This window comes from Clostridioides sp. ES-W-0018-02, assembly GCF_020658175.1.
GTDB lineage: Bacteria > Bacillota > Clostridia > Peptostreptococcales > Peptostreptococcaceae > Clostridioides.
On record NZ_JACVVY010000022.1, the window covers coordinates 1 to 18,245 of the forward strand.

Here is an 18,245-nt window from a genome sequence, read left to right on the forward strand (position 1 = left end):
AAGGCAAGTCAAGTTTGGAGAGCATATACATTAATTGAAAATATAGAAGAAAAAGAAGATGACTTAGGTAAATATTTAGAGATTAAGGGTCTAATTAATAAATATGGTAAGCAAGGTTGTAATATGATATTTAGAATACATAATGAATATATGATAGAAGGATTTAAAAGTTTATATAAAATAGGAGATGTTGGTCTTCTTGAAGGTACAGTAAAATCTATGGTTACTAGTAAATCAGCAGGGTTTGGTTCAAGAATTAAAAAAAGCGCATTTATATTTTTAGAAATAGAAGGTGGGGATGAGCCTTTGAAAGATGGCGATGAAATATTAAGTGATAAAAACTATCCTTTCACGGATAAAAATATAGAGGCAATGAGAGAAAAAATAAAAGAAAAAGATGAAAAAGAAAAACAAAGAGATATTGATAAAAATGGTAAGACAGTTGAAATAAGTGATGATGATGTACCTTTTTAATATTTAATAAATATAATTGTGATAAATATTAAATAATTTATTTAAAAGGAGAGATTAAATGGAAAATAAAGAAACTATAATTATGGATGATATTAAAAAAGTAGTGAATGAGGAAATAAAAAAGAATATATCAAATTTATATTCAGATAAGATTGAAGGATTAAAAGAAAGTGATAGCCAAATTGAAATAACAAAAGCATTAATAGCTTTCCATTTAGAGATAGAGTCAATTCAAAAAGACAATACAAATCCATTTTTTAGGTCTAAATATGCAAATCTGGATACAATTCTTAAAGTAGTAAATCCATTATTAGCAAAACATGATTTAATACTAATGCAATCAGCAGAAGATGCAGGTAATGATAAAGTATATATAAAAACTAAACTTAAGCATTCATCAGGCGAATACATAGAGTCAAATTCTGCACCATTTAAACCAGCTAAAACTAATGATATACAAGCTAGAGGAGCATTGGAAACTTACTTAAGAAGATACGCAGTTCAATCAGTATTAGCATTATCATTCGAGGAAGACGATGATGGAAATTCTTTAACAAACAAATCAAAGGGCAAATCAGAGGAAGAAAATTCAACTGTTAAGAAAAGTAGAGTGTAAGTAAAAAAATGCTACCTCTTAATGGGGTAGCAATAAATACATAGCATAAGGAGGGGAAAGTTTGAACTGTAAATGTAATGTTTGTAAAAAGAAATTAAATACAAAAGATGCTTATAAAGTAGAACATATTACATCTGGAGGAAAAAAACGAAATATATATTATTGTAATGAACAGGAATATAGAAAAGAGCAACAGGGTATATATTTCTGGAAACAATGTCAACTTGGCATAGATTCTATTATGGGATATACGGTTATAAATAATCAAAAAAATAAGATGTTACAAGAGATAATAAAAAGTGGTTATACAAGAGAAGAATTATATGACTGTATGCTTGAAAAAAAAGATGAAATCATAGAATTACTTAATTACAGAAAAGATGTAGAAGGAGAATATCCTAAATTATGCTATGTATTTACTATATTAAAAGGAAGTATTAGAGATATAACAATCAGAAATAAAAGTGTTAAAGAAAAAATAGACAACAAAAATAATTATGAGGAATTGGATGAGGGTTACACATTAGTTACTCTTAATAAAGTAAAAACAAATAAAAGAAAAAGTTTATTTGAAAAAATTAAAGAGGTGAATTAATGAGTGCATATGAAAAAATAACAAAAGATAGAGGCATTATAGAGACTTTAGTTTTAGGAACAATGTTAAAATCATTAACTCTTTTTAGTGAATATAAAATTAGTGAAAGTGATTTTATAATAGATAAAGTAAAATTCTTTTTCTCATTAGGAAGAACAATGTCTAAAACTCATAGTGAACTTGATGAAGCAAGTATCGCTAAATTTGTATCTTCAAATAAACTCAAATCTGAATATGAAAAATATGGCGGTTGGAATTGTTTATCATCTGCTATGGAGTATGGAAAAGAAACTAATATATCAGCATATATTGATGATTTGGCTAAGAACAATCTACTAATAGCTTTAGATAAAAGGGGTTTTAGTATAACAAAAGAGATGGATCATAAGGGAGAAAAGTTTACTCCATTTGAATTATTCCAATCTATAAGCTGTAGAGAAGTGGAAGAATTCTATGAGGGATTAATATCTTCCTGTAGTGTAAATTCTATAAAGAATAATATGAAAGTCGAAAATCTTTTACTTACTAAAGATGATAGAGAAAAGTTAAAACAAAAAACTGAAGCAGGAACACCTTATAATATTATCTTTGAGTATAATGAAAATGAAATAGGATTAAATGAGAATGAAGAATCTAAGTATATATATGGTTTACCAGTATTGTCAAATCGAACTAATGGCCTTGGTAAAGGTGGGGGTATAAATATAATATCTGGATTTTCAGGAATAGGAAAAACTACATTATTGTTCTTTAATTATATATTAGCTATGATATATCAAGGTGAAAAAGTAGTTATATTTGCGAATGAACAAAAATCTCAATATTTTAAAAGTATGTTAGTGTCATTTATAGCATACAACATATTTAATTATCATGATTTAGATAGAAATAAAATTGACAATGGAGACTTCACAGAGTTCGAAGAAGAGCTTATGGAAAAGATAGAAATGTTCTTAAAATACAGAGGATTTGAAGAAAGTCTAAAATTTATATATATGGAAGAGTTTGAGATATCTGAAATATTAAGAAAAAGTAAAGAGCTTGTGGCACATGAAGGATTTACTGTAATAGCAGTTGATACATTCAAGTCAGAGAATTCATCAGATGCAAATTATACAGGAAGGTTAATAGAAAACTCTAAGTTACTAGACAACTTTGGAAATAAATACAATGTAATAACACTTCTATCTATGCAATTAGTAACAGCTCAAGAAAATAAAAGTTCCTATCTATCAGCTTCGGATTTAGCAGAAGCTAAAGCTGTTAAAAATGTTTGTGGTCTATTGATGCTTATGAGAAAAGTGGTTAATGATTTAGAGTTAGATTCAACCAATAAAAAATTCTTTTTAAAACCATATAGGCTAAAATATAATAAGCTAAAAAAGACTACTGAAAGAGAGTATATCCAGTTTGATATAAAAGATTTACAAAAAGAATACAGATTACTATTTTTAAATAAGTCAAGAAGAGGTCAAGATGGAGATGTGATTCTACTAAGATTTTATGGTAAGACTGGTAGATTTGAAGAAATAGGAAGGTGTGAAAAAGTCTATAGAGGACAATTGTCATACTAGGTGATGACTATGGAAATAAAGGATTTGACTAATGAAGAGGTGATAAATTTTATGGAATATTTAGGTTCGGACTTATCTCCTAAAAGCAATGATAGACAGTTAATATTTAATACTTGTTTATGTCATAATGGTGATTCATATAAATTATTTTATTATACAGAAAGCAAAACATTTCATTGCTATAGTTCTTGTGGTCATATAGGGAGCTTAATAGATTTATTAATACACATAAATAAATATGAGTTTAAAGATGCTGTTAGCGAAATAAAAGATTTCTTTGGTATTTCAAATCAACCAATGCTAAGAAAAGGATTTAGAATAAGGAAAAAAGTAAAACAAATAGATAATATTAGAGATATACAAATAGAATTACTTCCTACCCCTAAAAAGCCATATATATATAAAACTTTTCAACAAGTCCCAATCGAAGAGTGGGAAAATGAAAACATATCTTTTGAAGTTCTTAAAACATATCAAATACATTATAATCCATATGAAAATCAAATAGTAATTCCACATTTCTGTTGGCATGATAAAGATAGACCAATTGGTATTAGAGTTAGAAATTTAGATGAAGATAAAGCTAAAAGTTTTGGTAAATACATCCCATTGTGGTATGACAATAAGTGTTATAATCATAAATTAAGTCTTAATTTATATGGACTAGGTGTAAATAAAGAATCTATCAAAAATTCCAAAAAAGTAATAGTATTTGAAGGTGAAAAATCAGTATTGCAGATGGCAACTATTTATAAAAATAATCCTTCTGTAGCTATATGTGGAAGTAATTTTAGTAGAGAGCAAAAAAAGATGTTAATAGATTTAGGTATTGAAGAATTAATCATAGCTTTTGATAGGCAATTTAAAATTAAAGGAGATGAAGAATATATTGCATGGAGAGCTAAGATATATAAGTTAGTTCAAGATATTAGGGATGTGATGAAAATAAGTGTAATTTGGGATGAAGATAATCTATTGGAGTATAAAGATAGTCCTAGTGATTTGGGAAAACATATATTTGAAAAATTATTAAAGAGTAGGATTGATATAGATAACTTTATTAGTAAATGAAAATAGCAAATTATATTAATAGGAGATGATTATATGATACAAGAAGTTAGGCAAGAAATATTATTAAAAAATGGGGAGATATTATATACAGGTGATTTAGTAGAAATAGAGTATAAGTTGGATGAAGATGAAAAAATGAAATGTTGTACAGGAAAAATTAAGGATGTAGAAGAACTATTCATTAAATTAGATACAAGTAAGAGATATAAAGCATCTGAAATAATGATATATTCTTGGGAGTTAAAGTCAATTGGAAGGATAAGTGATAAAAATGAATAGTATGATTAATAATAAGTATAGGGCATTGTATTTATTAACTCTTTTTTTAATTCTTAATTTTATTTGTAATGTATATTTTGCAAAAAATGTAAATGTTGAATATTACTTAAGTTCATATTGTATATTTGAAAATGTAATGAAAATAATAATTTCTGTGGGGATTTTCTTTTCTATGATGTTGGCAGGATTTGATATAACTAATAAATTTATAAATAAGTTCAAAGAAGCTATAAAAGAAGAAAGTATAGATATAAATGCTAGCATATCTGAGGAATTATATAAAGAAATTAAAAGTCAGATAGAAAAGGAAACTAGAAAGGTAAAATAGATGTCTAGAGAATTATATAGTTTTAGTAAATTAAATACATTCTATACATGTCCATTTCAATATTATCTTACATATATTAAAAATTTAGATCGAGAACAAAATTGCTATGGTTATTATGGTAATGAATTACATAGATTACTAGAAGAATTACAACAAAGAAAAATGACAAATCAAGAAGCTATTCAAAAATATAATGAAGTTATAGAATATGCAAATCTAATGGATTACAACTTTCCTACACCAAATTCAAGAATTAATTATTTAGAATGTATCTTACATTATCTAGAATATTTTGTACCAATTGAGTGTGATAAATACTGTATAGAAGAATACTTTGAGTATTATATTAATGGAATTACAATGAGGGGATACATAGATTTATATTATATAATAGGTAATAAAGTTTATGTTATAGATTACAAATCGAGTAGTAAATTTTCTAAAAAAGACTTACCTAAAAAATCAAAGCAGCTTATCTTATACGCAATGTATCTTAAAGAAAAATATCCAGATAAAATGATTGAATATGTAGCTTTTGATATGTGCAAGTACATTAAAAATGAAAAAGGAGTATTAATTGAAAGAAATAAGATTGATAATATAAGAAATTACGAAAGAGCTATAGTGAAAATTAAATACACTAAAGCATTAGAACAACAATTAATTGCCTTTGTTACTGATACAGTTAAACAGATAAAACAGCTAGATTTCAACGATGAGAGTGTTTGGTGCAAAAACGATGACAAAAGTAATCAGTTTTTTTGTAAAACCCTATGTTCTCATTATGGAAAAGGTTGCAAATATAATGTAAATAAAGGTTTTAGAAAATCTAAATCACAATAAAATATGAATTTTAATAAGATTGGAGAGTACTCAATGAATATACCAAAAGAAGTAAAAGTAGGAGGTTTATTTTATAAAATAGAAGAAACAGAAGAACCTATTCTAGTAAATAATCAGTTATGTTATGGGTTAGCTGATTATGGAAGTGAAACAATTAAGTTATCTACCAATTTGCAATCAGAAAGAGTAAAAGAAGCAACATTTCTACATGAATTATTTCATTGTATATTTAGAGATAGATGTATAGAGAGTGAAGATGAGGAATATTTAGTAGATATATTAAGTAAAGGACTACATCAAGTGATTATTGATAATCCTAATGTATTTGAATGTAAGGTAGAACTATAAATATGAAAAACTTAAAAAATATATTTGTATTTTTAGGATATTCAGGTTCAGGCAAAGACAGTATAGTAAGTGAAATCTCAAAGCAATTCAATATTCCAATTCTAATATCACATACAACAAGACCTCCTCGTAATTACTTAGAAATCATCAATAAAGCATATCATTTTGTAGATAATAATTTCTTTAAGGAAGAAAAAAATAACTTTATTGAAATGAGAAAATATATAGTTCATGATGGTAGCACTTGGTTATATGGTATACATAAGTCTGAATTAAAGAATAAAAAATATACTTTGACTATAGTAGATGCAAGTGGATATAAGGCACTAGAAAAATATTTTATGGGAACAAAAACTAAGTTAGTACCATTTTTTATAAATACAGATGAAATTGTATTAAGAAAAAGGCTTATTAGTAGAGGTGATAATTTTAAGGAAATTGAGAGAAGATTAAAAGATGATAAGTTTAAATTTAAAGATTTTCTAAATAATGAAAATTATATTGCAATATCAAACAATACTAACCTAATTAATGCAGTAGAGCAAGTTAAAATACATATGAAAGAGGTAATCGAATGGTTTTAGCCTTAGATGTATCCATGTCCTCAACTGGATGGGCAGTTATAAATAGAAATAAAAAAGTATTAGAATATGGAAAAATAACAACCAAAAAGGATAAATTCAAGTCTGAAGATGAGCGAATGTGCTATATCTGTAATACTATTCAAGAGTTAATTATAACTTATAATATTCAAATAGTCTTAGTTGAAGACCAATTCACTTCCAGAAATTCTAAAACAATTCTTAGTTTAAGAAAACTCTTAGGAGCAATAATGAGAACTGTTAAATTAAATAATATAGAGATTGAATATATGTATCCAGTTTCTATTAGAAAATATCTTATGAATAATGGTAAGGCTAAAAAAGAAGAAGTGGCTACATATATAAGAAAAAATATAATTGATGTTGGAGAATACATTGATAGGAATTGTAAGGTAAAGACAAGCGATATATATGATGCTATAGCTCTTGGAATAGCTTATTTAAATAAAAGGAGAAGTAATTGATGAGTATAAATATCAAAATAAAAAAATTAAGTCAAAATTCAATAGTCCCATCTTATGCAAAAAATGGTGATAGTGGTATTGATTTATATACGATAGAAGATACAATAATTCATGCTAAATCAGCAGTAGCAATTTCTACAGGTATAGCACTAGAAATTCCATATGGATATGAAATGCAAGTTAGACCAAGAAGTGGCATAAGTTTAAATGGTATAGAATATATAAAAGATGAGAAAGTATCTTGTACTGGAAATAAAATAAAAAACGATATTATTATTTTCAATGAAGAAGAAAATAATAGAGTATACCCAACTATAAGATTTGGCACAGTGGATTCAGGCTATAGAGGTGAAATTAAAATAATTACATACAATGAAGAAAAATTTAACATTTTAATTCCTAAACATACTAAGTTGGCTCAAGGTGTATTTCAACAAGTACCAAGAGCTGTTTTAAAAGTTGTAGATGAATTGAATATTTCTGAAAGAGGAAATGATGGATTTGGAAGTACTGGTATAAAGAAAGGTGAATAAATATATAATACTAGAAAAATATAATTATTACTATGATGACAAGTGTCACACTTTATATCATTTAGAAAATATCTATACAGGATTAAGATTTTCTATTGAAAAAATGAAGTTAGAGTACTATAATATATGCTAGACTAACTTTGGGAGGAATATTAAATGTACAGATATGATGATTATGTAAATTTAATAAATGACTTAGAATTACCAAAAGAAATTAGGAATAAATGTGTTAGAGTTATAATGACACTAGAAAACATGCAGGATATTATGGTAGTACATAAGTTTAAAACTTATGTTGTTAATGAAAAATATATTGAAAAAGTAGCATAAAATGATTAAGTCATCTATTAATTTAGGTGACTTTTTTGTATTTATGTACTACTATTTAAGTAAAGGTTATTTTAAATGAATGAGGGGGATATACAATGAAGTTACCAAAAAAAATATTATCACTAGGATTAGTTATAACAATGTTAATAGTTAGTTTTCCAAAACAATCTTATGCACTTAATTCAGTAGATGAGATTGAAGTATCTACAATATACGAAACAGCAGGTCTTATAGCAGATAAACAAAGCTATGACACTGCGATACTAGTTAATTTAAGTGATTCCATAGCAGATGGGTTGAGTGCTAGTGGATTATCAGGAACATTAAATGCACCATTGCTTTTATCTGAAAATAGTAGCATACCAAATGAGACAATTAAGAGATTAAGTAAAGTAAAAACAGTTTATTTGATAGGTGGGATAAAATCAATAAATAAATCTGTAGAGAATACATTAATGTCAAAAGGATTTAATGTAAAAAGAATTGATGGAGATGATAGAATAAAAACTAGTTATAATGTTGCAAAAGAAATAAACTCTAAACAAAAAATTAATACTGTAATGCTAACAAATGCATATAAAGGAGAGGCAGACGCAATAAGTATAGCTTCTGTAGCCGCAAGAGATAAGGCAGCAATAATATTAACAGATGGAAAAAGTATACCATTTTCAACTAATGAAGTAAAATCATATGCAATTGGAGGTACAGCTACAATGGATGATACATTAGTTAAAAATACAAACTCAACAAGATTGGGAGGTTCTGACAGATTTGATACAAATAAAAAAATAATAAATCAATTTTATAATGGTATAAAAGAGTTTTACATAGCTGGTTCTAGGAACTTAACTAATGCACTTCTAGCATCTTCTTTAAAGAGTCCAGTTGTTTTAGTTGATAATAATAGTAATAAATCAATATTAAAAAATGCCACTAAAATTACAACAGTTGGAGATATAACAGAGGAGTTACTAGAAGAATGTTTGAATGTCACTAATGGAATAGGAGACTCTAACACTGGAGTAATTAAAAAAACTAGACTTGAAGAAGCTAAAGAATTAGCTAAAGATTGGTATAATTGTTATGAAGTAGGAGATATAAACAATATACCATATGATGGAGTATACTTAGTTGATGATAATTATAAAAATGGAAGTAATTATTATTATGTTTTTAGTTATGTGTCTGCTGGGCAAGAGTATTCTGAACGTTTGTGTATAAATAAAAATGACATATCAGATTATAAACTTTTATATGAAGATTTACATATGGAAAAAGTGATTTCATTCAAAAATGCTGAGGATTTAGTTAGAGACTTATTTATGAAAGAGCATGGATTTTTACCAAATCATATAGAAGCTCAAAATATGGAAGATGATATGTATATATATGTTCGTCCATTTAATACATATGTAGATATGAATGGTATAGAGCATAATGCAGGTGGATATACGCCATATTTAGTAAATATTTATACAGGTGAAATATCAAAATATACATATACTGAATAAAGCAATTAATCAACTACTTTAATAGGTAGTTGATTTTATTTTAAATAGTAAATTTATTATAGTAAGGTTTAATCACTTAAGGCATATATAGCTGTTATAGTTAAAGTATATGTCGAAAGGTAGATGGTGAGGATGTTTAAGGAAATATTTGAAAAAGTATTTATGTCAGAAGAAATTAGTCAAACTGTAAAGGAAGTTAGTAATATTGTGAAGGATACTGAGATACAAGTAAAGGGTGGATTTGGAGAACTTAGATTAGATTTTATACTTAGCAAATTAGACAAGGATTACATAATAATTAAAGATATTATTATACCAGGCTCAAATAAAACCACACAAATTGATAGTATTGCAATTTCTGTATATGGAATATTTGTTATAGAATGTAAAAATTTTAGTGGCTATATTTATGGAAATGATAAAGATAAAGTATGGACTCAAATTGTAGGAAAGGCTAAAAATACATTCTATAATCCAGTAAGACAAAACTATGCTCATATCAAAGCAATAGAAAACATAATAGGAGATGAATATAATATATATTCAATAATTGTTTTTTCAGACAAAGCTACTTTAAAAAATGTAACTATAAATGGCAATAATGTTATAGTCATAAATGAAAGTGAAATATTAAGTACAATAAGTAAATACAAAGATATGACTATTAATAGAGAGGAAATAAAAATAATCAGAGATAAAATTTTTGATTGTATGAAAGCTATTAATCAAAATACTGGAGAGCATGTTAGAAATTTAAAAAATATTACTGAGGAAGATAAATGTCCAAGATGTCAAAAAGGGAACCTGACAAAAAGGAAAGGACAGTATGGTGAATTTTGGGGCTGTAGTGAATTTCCAAAATGCAAATACACTAGAAAATAATACATTTATATATTGAAATAAAATAAGACTTTACTCTAATTAGAATAAAGCCTTATTTTATTATTTGTTGGGATTTTCTTTTTTATTAATATGGGCTAAATAATAACTATCATCAAAAATAATTAATATACATTCTAAAATTATTATAAAATTTCCGATTCCATATATAGTCCAATACTCTTTAAATAAATAATTTCCATTAAAAATTCTATTTACAAGAGGTGCTGAAAAATAAAGAGTTCCAAATATAGATATTAATATCATAATTGATATAAATAATATATTGTTCAAGAACTTGTGTCTTTTTTCTCCTCTCTTTAGAGAAAGAACTAAAACTAATACAGATATCGCAGAAGGAGAATATTTAATATAAATATCATAATAATCCTCAATATGGATTTGAATAAAAAGCTCTACAAGTACATGAATTGCTACTGTTGAAAGAATTATGGTTGATAATATGTTGCCTTGTTTAATTTTTTTCTTTAATTTAAATTCATTAACTTTATTTTCAAAACTTTTCTGACATATATTTTCATTAGACTTTAAGACTGATTTACATTTAGGACATATAGTTGTATTATCATCAAATTCTAAATCACAGTTTTCACAATACATAAGTATTTATACCTTTTTTTCCATATACATTCCATTCTCTTCCATCCATAAGTTAAATCTTTCTGCTTTTCTTGCACTTCTAGAGTATTGTAATGCAGCATAATTAGCTTTATCAAATATATCTTTAATAACCATGCTATATAAGTTCACTTCTGCCAACATTGTCATAACTGGAGGAGTAAATGTTAATGCTGAGAATACTAATCCAAGTACCATGTATCCTATTTGTTCATTATAATCCTTATATTTAATTTTCATACTACCTTGTACATCTTCAATTATAGCCTCAGGAGTATCATGTTTAGAATATGCATCTTTAAAAAATATAAACATATCATTTTCTACCATAGCCTTTACAGATTGTAAATCTATTTCAAATGATTTTATATCAGTAATTGTTTTAACTACTGAAGCTTTTTCCTTAGTAAGCGTTGTATATAGTGAAGGTAAATCACCTTTTAATGCTATTAAATTTGTTATAACTGAACGCATAGAATTAGCACTTCTAAAAGCAGAGCATCTACTTAAATATCTGTCATAAGCTTCTCTGTCATATTTAGTTATATATGTACATAAACCTTCTTCATAATTATTTCCTTCAAAATCTACAAAGTGAGATAAATACATGTATACTACCTCATCATTATACTTTGGTGCTCCTACTTCTTGATTTTTTCTAGCTGCTGACATTGCATATGATAATTGACTTGCATTAGTCGTATGTTTAATGGGTTCTTCACTATAAGTCTTAGGGACATCCATATTTTTTTCTAAATATGAATTACATTTTTGTATGAAATTACTTCCTTTAGGTGTCAAATCTTTTAATTCACCAACTGAGATACCAATATCTTTTAATGCATTACTGTATTCCTCTGATGCAGTAAGTACATCTGCAACAGTGTTCATATCCATATCTGAAGATTTTGCAGATACAGCATATGAATTTACTGTTGTTGATACAAGAAAAGTAGTTGCTAGTGTTAAACTTAATACCTTTAATTTAGTTTTTTTCATTTGTTTTCCCCCTCAATGTATATTTAATTAAAGTTAGAATATTCTTGAAATTCTAACTAAAATTCAAAAGGATTTTATGAATGATATTGTAGTGATAATATGATTTATATAAAAGGACTAGCCATAGATTTAAGAGTGATAATTTAAGAAATGTATTCTATACAAGTAGTATAACATAAAAAGTTAAAGCAAGAAACATATAAAAAAAATAATATATAAATATAAATTAATGTAATGATTTATATTTATCAAATTAAAATAATCAATATAATATTTTAAATCTGATAATATTGAGCTTCTATATTCGTTTTTAAGCCATTGTAAAAATTAGTGCTTATAATTTAACATATTCAAAAAATGAGACCCTTACAATTGATATTTAAAAAAAGTATCAAACTAATAGTATAAGGCATAGAATGATGCATTCTATGCCTTATTTCTTTATAGTTAAGTAATTTCAATAATTATATAAATAAAATAATTTAAAAAGTCAGTTGAAAGTCAGCTAAAATGGCTATTTTTTTCCTTGTCTATATGGTATTATAAATATATAAACTTAGATAGGAGGGATGGCCATGAACGCTTTTATAAGAAAAAGAAATAAAAACTATGTAGTGTACCTAGAATTTAGAGATGATGAATCAGGGAAGAGAAAGCAGAAGAATATGGGAGCATTTGATAAAAAAAGAGATGCTAACAAAAGATTGGCTGAAGTTAAAGATAGTATATACAAAGACAGCTTTCTTATTCCAAATGAAATAACATTAGGGGATTTTTTATTAGACTTCCTTGACAAGTATAAAGATAATATTTCAGCATCTACATATAAAAGCTATACTGCTATTTGTAAGAATCATATTAATCCTTCTATTGGAAGATATCATCTTCAAGAATTGAGAAATATTCATATTCAAAATTATATAGATGACTTAGCTGGTAACTTAAATCCTCAAACAGTTAAAGTACATATAAATGTGTTGAGACTTGCTATAAAGAGAGCGTATAGAATTAAGTTAATAAAAGAAAATATTATAGATGGTATAGAAAGTCCTAGAGTTAAAAAATTTAAAAATGATATTTATGATAAAGAGCAGATGTTAAAATTATTAGAATTGGCCAAAGGTACTAATATGGAACTGCCTATTAACCTAGCTACAGGTCTAGGCTTGAGACTTTCAGAAGTATTAGGATTGACTTGGGAGAATATAGATTTTGAAGAAAATACAATAACTATAAATAAGATAACTAGTAGATTAGATTGCTCAGTTATACTTAAAGAACCTAAGACAGAAAGTTCAATTAGAAAAATATTTGCACCAATAGAGCTTATGGACTTGCTAAAAGAATATAAATTAGAGCAGAATAAAAAATTATTAAGAAGTATTATTAGAAATGAATATAACTTACTATTTTTCGATAGAAAAGGAAATCCTATTGCTGAAGATGTAATGAGTAAGAAATTTAGAAAATTTTTAGAGAGCAATAATTTACCACATATCAGATTCCATGACTTAAGACATTCACATGTCACTTTACTTATAAATTCTAAAGTACCAATTAAGGTTATATCTGAAAGGGTAGGACATTCAAATATTAATACTACTCTTAATGTATATTCTCATGTACTTAAAGAAATGGATAAAGAAGCCTCTGATAGAATATCTGAAAACTTATTTAAAGCTAATTAATAATTATTATCAGTAAATGTATATATTTTTATTTTATATAAATTTAATTATAAAATGTAAAGGTATAAACATAAATGGAACTTTTTATGAAGCCTTAAAATGGCGTATAGAGCGTCGTGTTTTAGATAATATTAGGATTATAACTTTATAAAAATAAGTTATAATCCTAACAGTGTATACTCTATCTTAACCTTTGTACTAAGATTTTTTATTTGCAAAATATGATGCTATAAATAGCATGATAGAAAGAAGAAATCCTATTAATACAATATCAGATATAATGTTATTGTGCATCTCATTTATGTTTAAAATTGATAAGACTACATTTGAAAGCAACATAACTATATTAGCAGCTAAAAAAGTAGTTCCTTTTTTATTTGTATAACATATAATGTTCATTATACATATAATATACAAAACGATGCTTGTAATCAAGTATTATCAGCTCCTAATTTATATTTTATAAGACAAATGCTAGGAATGCTTTAGTAACACGTTATTACTCATATCAAGACTTTTACAACCTTTATATAATACATATTCTACTGTACCAGTAAATGTATTTAAACACTAAGTATTTTGCTATAAGTTGCATACCTCCCTATAGCAACTTTAACTTTTGTGGGAATTTTAGTCCAAACATCTCTTAATATTTTTACAGCCCAACTTAATTTTCTTCTTGTAGTAGGTGCAGATTGTGCTTCTAACTTTACTTCTTTAATAGCATTGATATAATCTGCTTTCTCTTGCTCAGTAAAACCAAAATATGCTGAAATCTCATCAATATCTTTTAGTCTTTGTTCATCTAATATGTATGATTCTATTTCTTTCTGATGTGAACTGCTATCAGCAAAAGATACTGATGGCAACAAAGTAGTAAATAATGTTGTACCAATTAGAGAAGTAGCTATAACTTTCTTGCACTTTTTGTTCATATATCAAACCTCCAAAGTATTTTAATTAGATATCTATCTCAATTCTATTGTAATAGTATAAAACATGCAACAAATTATTCATTAATAATTATTAAGTATTCATTAATAAAGATTAATTATTTATAAGTATTTCTTAATTATTTATAAGTATTTCTTAATTATTAATATAAATTTATAACTGTTTTTTTATTTTAACGGATGTTCATGAAAATAAAATTAATATTTTTGGATAGAAGAGTAAGCTTTATACTTAATTAGTTATAATATAATCCATTTAATTTATAAAATTTAGTTTCAAAGAAAATTAAATGGTTTTCTAATTAATATAGAAGGGAAGTGTAGAAAAATGAGAATTGACAATCCTAATCTTTTTGCAAATATTACAGAATATCATGTTGCATATTGTGCAATTGCATTATTATTTATCTCTGAATTTGTTATTTACTTTTTTATGTTTAAGAGTAATAAGGATAAATCAGCAAACCGTTCTGACAAAGGCACATTCTGGTTAATTATCTTCGGTTGGTGGTTCAGTATAATGCCTAGTGTGTATTTTAGAGATAATAGTATTCCAGAAACATTGAGAAATTTATTATTCCCACATTTCATTTTTTATATTGGAATAACATTTATTATTTTAGGGATAGTTATTCGTTACAGGGCAGTTTTAACTTTAAAATCAGCTTTTACACTATCAGTACAGACAACAGATGTAAAACTGGACTATATCATATTGTCAGAAACCCTGCATATACAGGAAGCATTATGAGTTTACTTGGAGTAGGTTTTACATACCAACATGTTTTAAGTTTCATTACTGTATTAATTATATGCCTAATATGTTATAGTATTAGAATACATGTTGAAGAAAAAGCATTAAAAAAACAATTTGAAGAGGAATTTCAACAATATTGTATGCAGACAAAGTATAGATTGATACCATGATTATATTAAACTTTTATCTAAATATATATGGTCGGATTTTAGATGATATTTGAAATTCTATATTTCTAATATTTATGATATAATAAACATAGCAAGGAATACATATTTGAAAATCTAAGAGTGGTATTTCCATAAAGTCGCCTTAACTTTCTTTTAGAGAGGAGGTGAAAACTTATGGTGAATCTAATGATGAATGTTATAGCAGGTTTAATAGCTTGTTGGATTTATGATAGATTAAAAAACCACTCAAAGTCGGCAGCTAAGAGTGGTTGGGAACTTAATATAAAGTTCCAGAAAAATAAATCTTCAAAATAATTTGTTGAAGGAAACATCACTCAAAGTTAAGTAAAATATGTTTCCTTGTTTTTATTATACCACAAATTAAAAATATTAAAACAAAATTTAATGTAAATAATATTTTAATCTATAGATTTTCTATTTTTAAAAAAACTAACTAAAAGTTGGAACATCACAAATCCAACTGTTGAACCTAAGGCATTTACAGGTATAGATGATATATTAGTAAAGTTATTTAAAGATGACATACCTAGCATTACTATAGAGACTATAGCTAAATAAAGAATAACTAGAGAAATTGGTATTGAGATATTTATCTCTAATTCATGTTCTTTCATAATATCATTCCTTTCAACATTGGCATACTTAATCTTATTATATCATTAAATATAACAAATCGTAATGCACAAAATAACTTATTTCTAATTACATAATATGAGAAAGAGTAGCTATGATAGATTTTATATCGTCTATATAGTATTCCTTAAATGGGAATTTAGAGAATAGTTAAAATATCATTTATGATAGTAAATCTACACGTATTGATATTACTAAATTCAAGTATCTCTAGAGCCCATTAAATAAATAATTGAGTGTAAATCTCTAGACTTTATTATATTATTATCTTAAGAATAACAAAGGAGTGATAGTCATGAAAATATCTGAAAAATTAAAATTATTAAGATCCGAATCTGGATACTCTCAATCTCAAATATCTAAAGAATTATTTGTTTCATTTCAAGCAATTTCTAATTGGGAAACAGGTAAAACATATCCAGATATTCGCAATTTAATTAAACTATCAGATTTTTATAATGTTTCTTTAGATGAACTTATTAAAGAAGATGAACAGCTTAAAAAAAAGTTAGAAACTAATACATCTAACCCCTGGAAAACTATAGGTTATACCTCAATTTTATTACTTGGAATAATTTTTCTGATAGGATCCTTATATGTTTATTTTGTAAAAAATGAATTTTTATGGTACTCATTCATTGTAAGCATATTTTTAATAATTGATGGAATCTTATTATTAAAAAAAGCTATTTACTCTTAACGTAAATACTACAATATAAATTTAAATGTTCTACATTTTAGGGGATTTTTCACTGCTTGTCTTAAAATTTCACTTTAGAGACTAGTTAGGTATTTAAAATATTGTTAAAGCCCTTATAATCCATTTATTTGGATCATAAGGGCTTTTTTACTAGAGTTAATTTTTATATGTGCATTAGCAGCACTTTTATCAAGAAAAAGTAGGAAAAATAGTTATAAAAATCTAAGTTTTGTAAAATTAATAAAGAAAAGATTAGATGTAGATAAAAGTAAATAGAATAAAAAATATAAATGATTATTAGAAATAAGATGTATGCATATAGACAAAAAAATAAAGCCCTCTAAAGAAAACTCAATTAAGAGTAATCCCTGAGGGCTTATTATCTATCTCTTTTTCTTACATGCCATGATATCACTTCCTTATTTATAATTATATTCCTACTGTATCTTTAGATTTAGAAATCTTACCTTTATCTTCTTTTATATAAAGCTTAGTTACTTCAGTAGATTGATGATTAAGGATAGTTGATATATCTTCAAGTGGTAAATTATTAGCTTTAGCTATAGTTGCAAATGAACGTCTTAATGAGTGAGGAGCTAAGTTATCTATATCTATCAATTTACCAGCTTTTTTAGCCCAGCTTCTTAATACATTAGATGTAGCCTTATGATATTCTTTATCATATTTAACTAAGAAAACATAATCATTTATTATATCTTCTTTTTCTCTAACTTCTTTAAGTCTTAATAATAAATCTTTTACTTTCTCACTAAAGTAAAAATCTACTATCTTCCCACCCTTTTCTTTGATATTCTCACAAACTCTATTATCAAAGTCTATATTATCCCACATTAGATTACTTGTAGCCGTAACTCTACCTGCGGTTGAGAGAGCAAAGTTTATATAAACTTCTAATTGGAAATCATCTTGTTTTGATAATTTATCTTGCAGCTCTTTAGCCTGTTCTATATTCAAGAAATGTTTTTCTACAACAGGCAATCCCTTTTTAGGTCTTTCGATTAGAGACACTGGATTCTCTGTAACAATTCTCTTCCTTCTAAGATGGTCATATAGAGATGAAACGCCTGAGAATATTACTTTTATTCTATTAACATGATTGTCCTCCATCCTAAATGAAATGTATTCCATTATATCGTCTTCAGTACAATCTTTGATTAATAAATCATCCATTTCATCATGCAGATATTTAGACCAAGTATATAAGTCACATTTATATA

General features: G+C 26.0%; 25 protein-coding genes and 1 pseudogene. 20 read left to right on the forward strand and 6 right to left on the reverse strand.

Annotation, left to right across the window (positions count from 1 at the left end; translation table 11 throughout):
• From IC219_RS20510 to IC219_RS20580, 15 genes and pseudogenes are all read left to right on the forward strand, one after another.
• A pseudogene (locus IC219_RS20510) lies at positions 1-474 on the forward strand (hypothetical protein); the annotation flags it as partial.
• 58 nt (positions 475-532) lie between these two features.
• Complete coding sequence (locus tag IC219_RS20515) at positions 533-1,090, forward strand: ERF family protein (RefSeq protein WP_227825325.1); 558 nt, start codon at positions 533-535, stop codon at positions 1,088-1,090.
• 61 nt (positions 1,091-1,151) lie between these two features.
• Positions 1,152-1,685, forward strand: coding sequence for a hypothetical protein (locus tag IC219_RS20520; protein ID WP_227825324.1), 534 nt, complete (start codon positions 1,152-1,154; stop codon positions 1,683-1,685).
• On the forward strand, positions 1,685-3,259 hold the full coding sequence (locus IC219_RS20525; RefSeq protein WP_227831962.1) for a DnaB-like helicase C-terminal domain-containing protein: 1,575 nt from the start codon (positions 1,685-1,687) through the stop codon (positions 3,257-3,259). Before IC219_RS20520 ends, IC219_RS20525 begins: the two co-directional genes overlap by 1 nt.
• 9 nt (positions 3,260-3,268) lie before the next feature.
• Positions 3,269-4,330, forward strand: coding sequence for a CHC2 zinc finger domain-containing protein (locus tag IC219_RS20530; RefSeq protein ID WP_227825322.1), 1,062 nt, complete (start codon positions 3,269-3,271; stop codon positions 4,328-4,330).
• 33 nt (positions 4,331-4,363) lie between these two features.
• Positions 4,364-4,609, forward strand: a complete 246-nt coding sequence (locus tag IC219_RS20535; protein ID WP_227825321.1) for a hypothetical protein — start codon at positions 4,364-4,366, stop codon at positions 4,607-4,609.
• Entirely contained in the window at positions 4,602-4,937 is a 336-nt protein-coding gene (locus IC219_RS20540) for a hypothetical protein (protein WP_227825320.1), read from the forward strand. Before IC219_RS20535 ends, IC219_RS20540 begins: the two co-directional genes overlap by 8 nt.
• Positions 4,938-5,780 (forward strand): PD-(D/E)XK nuclease family protein, encoded by an 843-nt coding sequence (locus IC219_RS20545; protein ID WP_227825319.1) that lies wholly within the window; start codon positions 4,938-4,940, stop codon positions 5,778-5,780.
• Positions 5,781-5,813: 33 nt separating this feature from the next.
• Positions 5,814-6,128, forward strand: a complete 315-nt coding sequence (locus IC219_RS20550) for a hypothetical protein (RefSeq protein ID WP_227831963.1) — start codon at positions 5,814-5,816, stop codon at positions 6,126-6,128.
• A 2-nt stretch (positions 6,129-6,130) separates the two neighbouring features.
• Positions 6,131-6,712: a guanylate kinase gene (locus IC219_RS20555; RefSeq protein WP_227831964.1), complete on the forward strand. Its 582-nt coding sequence runs from the start codon at positions 6,131-6,133 to the stop codon at positions 6,710-6,712.
• Entirely contained in the window at positions 6,703-7,194 is a 492-nt protein-coding gene (locus IC219_RS20560; protein WP_227831965.1) for a crossover junction endodeoxyribonuclease RuvC, read from the forward strand. The genes IC219_RS20555 and IC219_RS20560 overlap by 10 nt, the downstream gene beginning before the upstream one ends.
• Entirely contained in the window at positions 7,194-7,727 is a 534-nt protein-coding gene (locus IC219_RS20565; protein WP_223153080.1) for a deoxyuridine 5'-triphosphate nucleotidohydrolase, read from the forward strand. The genes IC219_RS20560 and IC219_RS20565 overlap by 1 nt, the downstream gene beginning before the upstream one ends.
• A 156-nt stretch (positions 7,728-7,883) precedes the next feature.
• Positions 7,884-8,057: a hypothetical protein gene (locus tag IC219_RS20570; protein WP_021369998.1), complete on the forward strand. Its 174-nt coding sequence runs from the start codon at positions 7,884-7,886 to the stop codon at positions 8,055-8,057.
• A gap of 95 nt (positions 8,058-8,152) precedes the next feature.
• Positions 8,153-9,568, forward strand: coding sequence for a cell wall-binding repeat-containing protein (locus IC219_RS20575; protein ID WP_285894592.1), 1,416 nt, complete (start codon positions 8,153-8,155; stop codon positions 9,566-9,568).
• 132 nt (positions 9,569-9,700) lie between these two features.
• Complete coding sequence (locus IC219_RS20580) at positions 9,701-10,450, forward strand: NERD domain-containing protein (protein ID WP_227825316.1); 750 nt, start codon at positions 9,701-9,703, stop codon at positions 10,448-10,450.
• A 60-nt stretch (positions 10,451-10,510) separates the two neighbouring features.
• Here IC219_RS20580 and IC219_RS20585 read toward each other — a convergent pair whose 3' ends face one another.
• Both IC219_RS20585 and IC219_RS20590 read right to left on the reverse strand, forming a co-directional pair.
• A complete protein-coding gene (locus IC219_RS20585; RefSeq protein WP_227825315.1) occupies positions 10,511-11,068 on the reverse strand; it encodes a hypothetical protein in 558 nt (185 codons plus the stop codon).
• Between the two features lie 6 nt (positions 11,069-11,074).
• Complete coding sequence (locus tag IC219_RS20590) at positions 11,075-12,085, reverse strand: hypothetical protein (RefSeq protein ID WP_227831966.1); 1,011 nt, start codon at positions 12,083-12,085, stop codon at positions 11,075-11,077.
• Positions 12,086-12,660: 575 nt separating this feature from the next.
• Here IC219_RS20590 and IC219_RS20595 point away from each other — a divergent pair.
• The gene (locus IC219_RS20595) at positions 12,661-13,773 is read left to right on the forward strand and encodes a tyrosine-type recombinase/integrase (RefSeq protein WP_227853456.1); all 1,113 of its coding nucleotides are present in this window, start codon (positions 12,661-12,663) and stop codon (positions 13,771-13,773) included.
• Positions 13,774-13,971: 198 nt separating this feature from the next.
• On the opposite strand, the gene IC219_RS20600 is transcribed toward IC219_RS20595, so the two are convergent.
• Complete coding sequence (locus tag IC219_RS20600; RefSeq protein ID WP_227832025.1) at positions 13,972-14,208, reverse strand: hypothetical protein; 237 nt, start codon at positions 14,206-14,208, stop codon at positions 13,972-13,974.
• 128 nt (positions 14,209-14,336) lie between these two features.
• Positions 14,337-14,708, reverse strand: coding sequence for a hypothetical protein (locus IC219_RS20605; protein WP_227832024.1), 372 nt, complete (start codon positions 14,706-14,708; stop codon positions 14,337-14,339).
• Positions 14,709-15,054: 346 nt separating this feature from the next.
• Between IC219_RS20605 and IC219_RS20610 the strand changes: the two genes are divergently transcribed.
• The 3 genes from IC219_RS20610 (at position 15,055) to IC219_RS20620 (ending at position 15,968) form a co-directional block, all read left to right on the forward strand.
• On the forward strand, positions 15,055-15,477 hold the full coding sequence (locus IC219_RS20610; RefSeq protein ID WP_227832023.1) for a hypothetical protein: 423 nt from the start codon (positions 15,055-15,057) through the stop codon (positions 15,475-15,477).
• Positions 15,402-15,653, forward strand: coding sequence for a methyltransferase family protein (locus tag IC219_RS20615; RefSeq protein ID WP_413927599.1), 252 nt, complete (start codon positions 15,402-15,404; stop codon positions 15,651-15,653). The genes IC219_RS20610 and IC219_RS20615 overlap by 76 nt, the downstream gene beginning before the upstream one ends.
• Before the next feature lie 174 nt (positions 15,654-15,827).
• Complete coding sequence (locus IC219_RS20620; RefSeq protein ID WP_021383152.1) at positions 15,828-15,968, forward strand: hypothetical protein; 141 nt, start codon at positions 15,828-15,830, stop codon at positions 15,966-15,968.
• 104 nt (positions 15,969-16,072) lie between these two features.
• On the opposite strand, the gene IC219_RS20625 is transcribed toward IC219_RS20620, so the two are convergent.
• Complete coding sequence (locus tag IC219_RS20625) at positions 16,073-16,288, reverse strand: hypothetical protein (RefSeq protein ID WP_021425176.1); 216 nt, start codon at positions 16,286-16,288, stop codon at positions 16,073-16,075.
• A 314-nt stretch (positions 16,289-16,602) separates the two neighbouring features.
• Here IC219_RS20625 and IC219_RS20630 point away from each other — a divergent pair, with 314 nt between their 5' ends.
• Positions 16,603-17,007, forward strand: coding sequence for a helix-turn-helix domain-containing protein (locus tag IC219_RS20630; protein ID WP_227832022.1), 405 nt, complete (start codon positions 16,603-16,605; stop codon positions 17,005-17,007).
• Positions 17,008-17,436: 429 nt separating this feature from the next.
• On the opposite strand, the gene IC219_RS20635 is transcribed toward IC219_RS20630, so the two are convergent.
• The coding region (locus IC219_RS20635) for a site-specific integrase (RefSeq protein ID WP_227853455.1) at positions 17,437-18,245 on the reverse strand (809 nt) is incomplete at its 5' end.

Bases quoted from the DNA above. Each gene is read 5' to 3' on its own strand.
- IC219_RS20515 (WP_227825325.1), top strand. From the start codon at position 533: ATGGAAAATAAAGAAACTATAATTATGGATGATATTAAAAAAGTAGTG.
- IC219_RS20525 (WP_227831962.1), top strand. From the start codon at position 1,685: ATGAGTGCATATGAAAAAATAACAAAAGATAGAGGCATTATAGAGACT.
- IC219_RS20530 (WP_227825322.1), top strand. From the start codon at position 3,269: ATGGAAATAAAGGATTTGACTAATGAAGAGGTGATAAATTTTATGGAA.
- IC219_RS20535 (WP_227825321.1), top strand. From the start codon at position 4,364: ATGATACAAGAAGTTAGGCAAGAAATATTATTAAAAAATGGGGAGATA.
- IC219_RS20540 (WP_227825320.1), top strand. From the start codon at position 4,602: ATGAATAGTATGATTAATAATAAGTATAGGGCATTGTATTTATTAACT.
- IC219_RS20545 (WP_227825319.1), top strand. From the start codon at position 4,938: ATGTCTAGAGAATTATATAGTTTTAGTAAATTAAATACATTCTATACA.
- IC219_RS20550 (WP_227831963.1), top strand. From the start codon at position 5,814: ATGAATATACCAAAAGAAGTAAAAGTAGGAGGTTTATTTTATAAAATA.
- IC219_RS20555 (WP_227831964.1), top strand. From the start codon at position 6,131: ATGAAAAACTTAAAAAATATATTTGTATTTTTAGGATATTCAGGTTCA.
- IC219_RS20560 (WP_227831965.1), top strand. From the start codon at position 6,703: ATGGTTTTAGCCTTAGATGTATCCATGTCCTCAACTGGATGGGCAGTT.
- IC219_RS20565 (WP_223153080.1), top strand. From the start codon at position 7,194: ATGAGTATAAATATCAAAATAAAAAAATTAAGTCAAAATTCAATAGTC.
- IC219_RS20570 (WP_021369998.1), top strand. From the start codon at position 7,884: ATGTACAGATATGATGATTATGTAAATTTAATAAATGACTTAGAATTA.
- IC219_RS20575 (WP_285894592.1), top strand. From the start codon at position 8,153: ATGAAGTTACCAAAAAAAATATTATCACTAGGATTAGTTATAACAATG.
- IC219_RS20580 (WP_227825316.1), top strand. From the start codon at position 9,701: ATGTTTAAGGAAATATTTGAAAAAGTATTTATGTCAGAAGAAATTAGT.
- IC219_RS20585 (WP_227825315.1), bottom strand. From the start codon at position 11,068: ATGTATTGTGAAAACTGTGATTTAGAATTTGATGATAATACAACTATA.
- IC219_RS20590 (WP_227831966.1), bottom strand. From the start codon at position 12,085: ATGAAAAAAACTAAATTAAAGGTATTAAGTTTAACACTAGCAACTACT.
- IC219_RS20595 (WP_227853456.1), top strand. From the start codon at position 12,661: ATGAACGCTTTTATAAGAAAAAGAAATAAAAACTATGTAGTGTACCTA.
- IC219_RS20605 (WP_227832024.1), bottom strand. From the start codon at position 14,708: ATGAACAAAAAGTGCAAGAAAGTTATAGCTACTTCTCTAATTGGTACA.
- IC219_RS20610 (WP_227832023.1), top strand. From the start codon at position 15,055: ATGAGAATTGACAATCCTAATCTTTTTGCAAATATTACAGAATATCAT.
- IC219_RS20620 (WP_021383152.1), top strand. From the start codon at position 15,828: ATGGTGAATCTAATGATGAATGTTATAGCAGGTTTAATAGCTTGTTGG.
- IC219_RS20625 (WP_021425176.1), bottom strand. From the start codon at position 16,288: ATGAAAGAACATGAATTAGAGATAAATATCTCAATACCAATTTCTCTA.
- IC219_RS20630 (WP_227832022.1), top strand. From the start codon at position 16,603: ATGAAAATATCTGAAAAATTAAAATTATTAAGATCCGAATCTGGATAC.